Below are 4,707 nucleotides of genomic sequence, written 5' to 3' on the forward strand. Positions count from 1 at the left end.
CACACCCACCACCACCAACCCACCCACCACAAAACCAACCCACGACCCACAACCAAACTCCCCACCTACCCCTTCCAACGCACCACCCACTGGCTGAAGACCCCAGCCACCTCCGCCGCGTCCGTCTCCGCTCTGGGGCAGACCGTCGCCGGCCATCCGTTCCTCGGCGCCGTCCTGGAGCTGCCCGAGCGCGACACCACGGTCTTCACCGGTCAGCTCTCCCTCGCCACGCACCCCTGGCTGGCCGATCACGCGATCCACGACGCCGTGCTTCTGCCGGCCACCGCGCTGGTCGATCTGGCGCTCCATGCCGGAGCGCGTCTCGGCTGCCCCCATATCGATGAACTGACGCTTCACACCCCCTTGGCGCTGTCCGACGGCGCGTCTCGCGATCTCCGGCTCACCGTGACCGGCCGTCCCGATCTCGACGGCGTCCGTGAGCTGACCTTCCACTCCCGCCCGCACACCCCCCAACACCAACAGCACCACCCACAGGACCACGAATCCGACCAGGACGAATGGACCCACCACGCCACCGCCACCCTCACCCCCCACACCCCCGAACCACCCCCACACACCACACCCACACCCACACCCACCACCTGGCCCCCTGCCCGCACCACCCCACTCGACCTCACCACCACCTACAAAGACCTCACCCACCACGGCTACCACTACGGACCACTGTTCCAAGGCCTCACCCAAGCCTGGCAACACGACAACCACATCTACGCCGACATCACCCTCCCCACCAACACCCCCACCAACGGCCACACCACCCACCCCGCACTCCTCGACGCCGCACTCCATCCCCTTGCCCTGTTCAAGGACGAGACCGCGACCGGACAGACCGCGGTGCCCTACGCCTTCGAGGGCGTCGTTCTCCACTCGGTCCGCGCCACCGCGCTACGGGTCCGGCTCACGAAGACCGGGGAGCACACCGTGAGCCTGGCGGCCCACGACTCCACCGGCGCTCCGGTGATCACCATCGGCACGCTGACGCTGCGGCCCCGGACGGCCCCGGTCCACGCAGTGCTCCACCACACCGAGTGGATCGCCCGGCCGACCCCGTCGACCGCCCAGGACTTCGGACGCGTCGGCTTCCTCTCCCTCAACGACAAGGGCAGCGAGCGCGATACGGCGGCCGAGGCCGACGGCCTGATCGCCGCGCTGGTGCCGGAGTCCCTGCGTCATCGCGGACTCTGGGAGCTGTTCCGCCCGCAGGACGGCGAGAGCGAGAGCGCCCTCGTCCAGGAGACGGTGCTCGTCTCGCTGCCCGACCGTTCGACTCCCGAGTCGGGCCCGGCGGGAGAGGTCAGGGAGGCGCTCGGCGGCGTACTCGAACTGCTGCGGCGGTGGCTCGCGGATGAGCGGTACGCGGACACCCGGCTGGTGCTGCTGACCCGCCGGGCCGTGCCCGTACTCCCCGGCGAGGACATCGACCCCGTACGGTCCGCGCTCTGGGGACTCGTCCGCAGCGCGCAGACGGAGCATCCGAACCGCGTCAGCGTCGTCGACCTCGATACGGAGCCGAGCACGTACGCGGTGCTTCCCCACGCCCTCGCTCTGGCCGGCGAGCCTCAGCTCGCGATCCGCGGGGGCGAGATCCACGTTCCCCGGATCGTGCGGCTGCCCCGCGCGTCCGGTGGGAGGAGCCCGTACGCGGGCTGGAACCCCGAGGGAACGGTGCTGGTCACGGGCGGCACCGGCGCGCTGGGGGCCCAGACCGCCCGGCATCTCGTGGCCCGGCACGGCGTACGGCGTCTGCTGCTGGTGAGCCGGGCCGGGCCGGACGCCGCCGGGGTGGACGCGCTGTGCGCCGAGCTGTCGGAGGCGGGGGCGGAGGTGACCGTCGCCGCGTGCGACACCGCGGACCGCGACGCGGTCGACGCTCTGCTGCGGACCCTCCCGCAGGGCCATCGGCTCAGTGCGGTGATCCACGCCGCGGGGGTGGTCGCGGACGGCACCGTGTCGGCGCTCGGCGCCGAGCAGCTGGACGCGGTGCTGCGCCCGAAGGCCGACGCGGCCTGGAATCTGCACCGGGCCACCCGCGATCTCGACCTGGACGCCTTCGTCCTCTTCTCCTCCCTCGCCGCGACCGTCGGGTCCGCGGGGCAGGCCAACTACGCCGCCGCCAACGCCTATCTCGACGCCCTCGCCCACCACCGGCACACCCTCGGGCTCCCCGCCACCAGCCTCGCCTGGGGCCCCTGGGCCGACAGCGACGGCATGGCCGGCCATCTCACCGACGCCGACATCGCGAGGATCACCCGCACCGGATTCCCGCCCCTCGCCACCCCGGACGCGCTCGCCCTGCTCGACGCGTCGCTCGCCGTGCCGGAGCGCCCGGCGCTGATCGGTACGGCGCTCAGCACCGCCGCTCTCCGCGCTCGGGCCGACGGCGGAACGCTGCCCGCTCTGCTGCACGAGCTGGCCGGCCGGAGCGCTCGCCGGACGGCGCGGAGACCGGGGCCCGCCCCGGAGGCGGCGGGTCCGCCCGCCGCCTCCTTCGTGGAGCGGTTGGTCGGACTTGAACCGGCGGAGCGGCGGGAGCGTCTGCTCGCGACGGTGCGGCAGACCACGGCGTCGATCCTCGGACACTCCGATGCCGCGGATGTGCCGGGCCAGTCGGGATTCCTCGACATGGGGCTGGACTCGCTGGCGACGATCGAGCTGCGCAACACCCTCGGCGGCCTGACGGGACTCCAGCTGCCCGCGACCCTGATGTTCGACCACCCCACCCCCGCCGCGCTCGCGCTCCATCTGGACGAGCGGCTCACCCGCGGCGGTCTGGTGCCGAGCCCCGGCGTCCTGGGTGAGCTGAGCCGTCTGGAGTCGTCCCTCGCCGGGGTCCCCGCCGGGGACGAACAGCTCCGTGCGGAGGTGCGGGAGAGATTGCGTTCCCTGCTGAAGAGTTTCGACGGGGGCCCGGAGAACGACGGCGGCGATATGGCCGACGCTCTCCTCTCCGCGTCGACCGAAGAAGTGCTGCGTTTCATCGACCAAGAGTTCAGCGAGACTCTCCAGACTTCCCCTGAGGCGGTTTCCGATGACGAACGATGAGAAGCTCGTTGGCTACCTCAAGCGAGTGACGGCCGATCTCTATCAGACTCGTCAGCGGCTCCAGGACCTGGAGGAGAGCGCGCACGAGCCGATAGCCGTCGTCGGTATGGGGTGTCGTTTCCCCGGTGGGGTGATGTCGCCGCAGGAGCTGTGGGAGCTGGTGGCCGAGGGCCGGGACGCCATTTCCGAGTTTCCCGACAATCGAGGATGGGACCTGGAGAACCTATTCCACCCGGATCCCGATCACCCCGGTACGTCGTCGACGCGGTACGGGGGTTTCCTCCACGACGCCGATCAGTTCGACGCCGACTTCTTCGGCATTTCCCACCGCGAGGCGCAAGCGATGGATCCGCAGCAGCGGCTTCTGCTGGAGATCGCCTGGGAGGCGCTGGAAGACGCCGGAATCGATCCTCATTCGGTGGCCGATTCCGCCACGGGTGTGTTCACCGGCGTCTCGGCGCACGACTACGGCCCCCGTGCCACGAACGCCCCGGAGGAATACCAGGGGTATGTGATGTCGGGAAGTTCCGGGAGCGTCACCTCGGGCCGTATCGCCTACACCCTCGGGCTGCGGGGGCCGACGATGACGGTGGACACGGCGTGCTCGTCGTCGCTGGTCGCGGTGCATCTCGCCTGTCAGTCGCTCCGCCAGGGCGAGTGCGACATGGCGCTGGCGGGCGGGGCGGCCGTGCTGCCCACCCCGGCGGTCTTTCTGGAGTTCAGCCGACAGCGCGGGCTGGCGCCCGACGGTCGCTGCAAGGCCTTCTCGGCCGAGGCGGACGGAACGGGCTGGTCCGAAGGCGCCGGACTCATCGTGCTTCAGCGGCTCAGTGACGCCGTCCAGCAGGGGAACACGATCCTGGCGGTCATCCCCGGATCGGCCGTCAACCAGGACGGCGCGAGCAGTCGGCTGACAGCCCCGAACGGGCCGGCCCAGGAGCGGGTCATTCAGCAGGCCCTGGCGAACGCCCGACTCACACCCTCAGACGTCGACGCGGTCGAAGCCCACGGCACCGGCACCACCCTCGGCGACCCCATCGAAGCCCACGCACTCCTCAACACCTACGGCCAGCACCACACCCCCGAACAACCCCTCTACCTCGGCTCCCTCAAAACCAACATCGGCCACACCCAAGCAGCAGCCGGCATCGCCGGACTGATCAAGATGGTCCAGGCTCTCCATCACAGCCACCTCCCCCCGACCCTCCACGCACAACACCCCTCACCCCACATCGACTGGACCACCGGCAACATCACCCTGCTCGCCGAGCCCACCCCCTGGCCCGAGCACCCCCACCCCCGCACCGCAGCCATCTCCGCCTTCGGCGTCAGCGGCACCAACGCCCACCTCATCCTCCAACAACCCCCCACACCCGAAATCACCGGCGACGAGGACACAGCAGCATCGCCTCGGCCGACGTCATCGCTCACAGCGTCCCCCCGCGAGCCGGACCCGGCCCAGGTCTCGGCCGCAGCAGACGCAGACCCCGCCGGCGGCTATGTCTCGCTTCCTCTCACCGCGAAGTCGGCATCAGCACTGGCCGCCCAAGCCGCCCGCCTCCACGACCACCTCACAGCACACCCCGACACACCCCTCCAAGACATCGAACACACCCTCACCCACCGCGCCACCCACCCCCACCG

At 70.7% G+C, this 4,707-nt stretch carries 2 protein-coding genes; both read left to right on the forward strand.

What is annotated here, in order from left to right; genetic code table 11:
- On the forward strand, nucleotides 1-3,063 hold a 3,063-nt coding region (locus tag ACF089_RS35815; protein WP_392036390.1), incomplete at its 5' end, for a type I polyketide synthase.
- Nucleotides 3,050-4,707: type I polyketide synthase (locus ACF089_RS35820; RefSeq protein ID WP_392036393.1), on the forward strand; the 1,658-nt coding region annotated here is incomplete at its 3' end. The genes ACF089_RS35815 and ACF089_RS35820, both read left to right, overlap by 14 nt.

Origin of the sequence: Streptomyces sp. NPDC014894 (genome assembly GCF_043080985.1) — a bacterium.
In the GTDB taxonomy this organism is placed as follows: Bacteria; Actinomycetota; Actinomycetes; order Streptomycetales; family Streptomycetaceae; genus Streptomyces.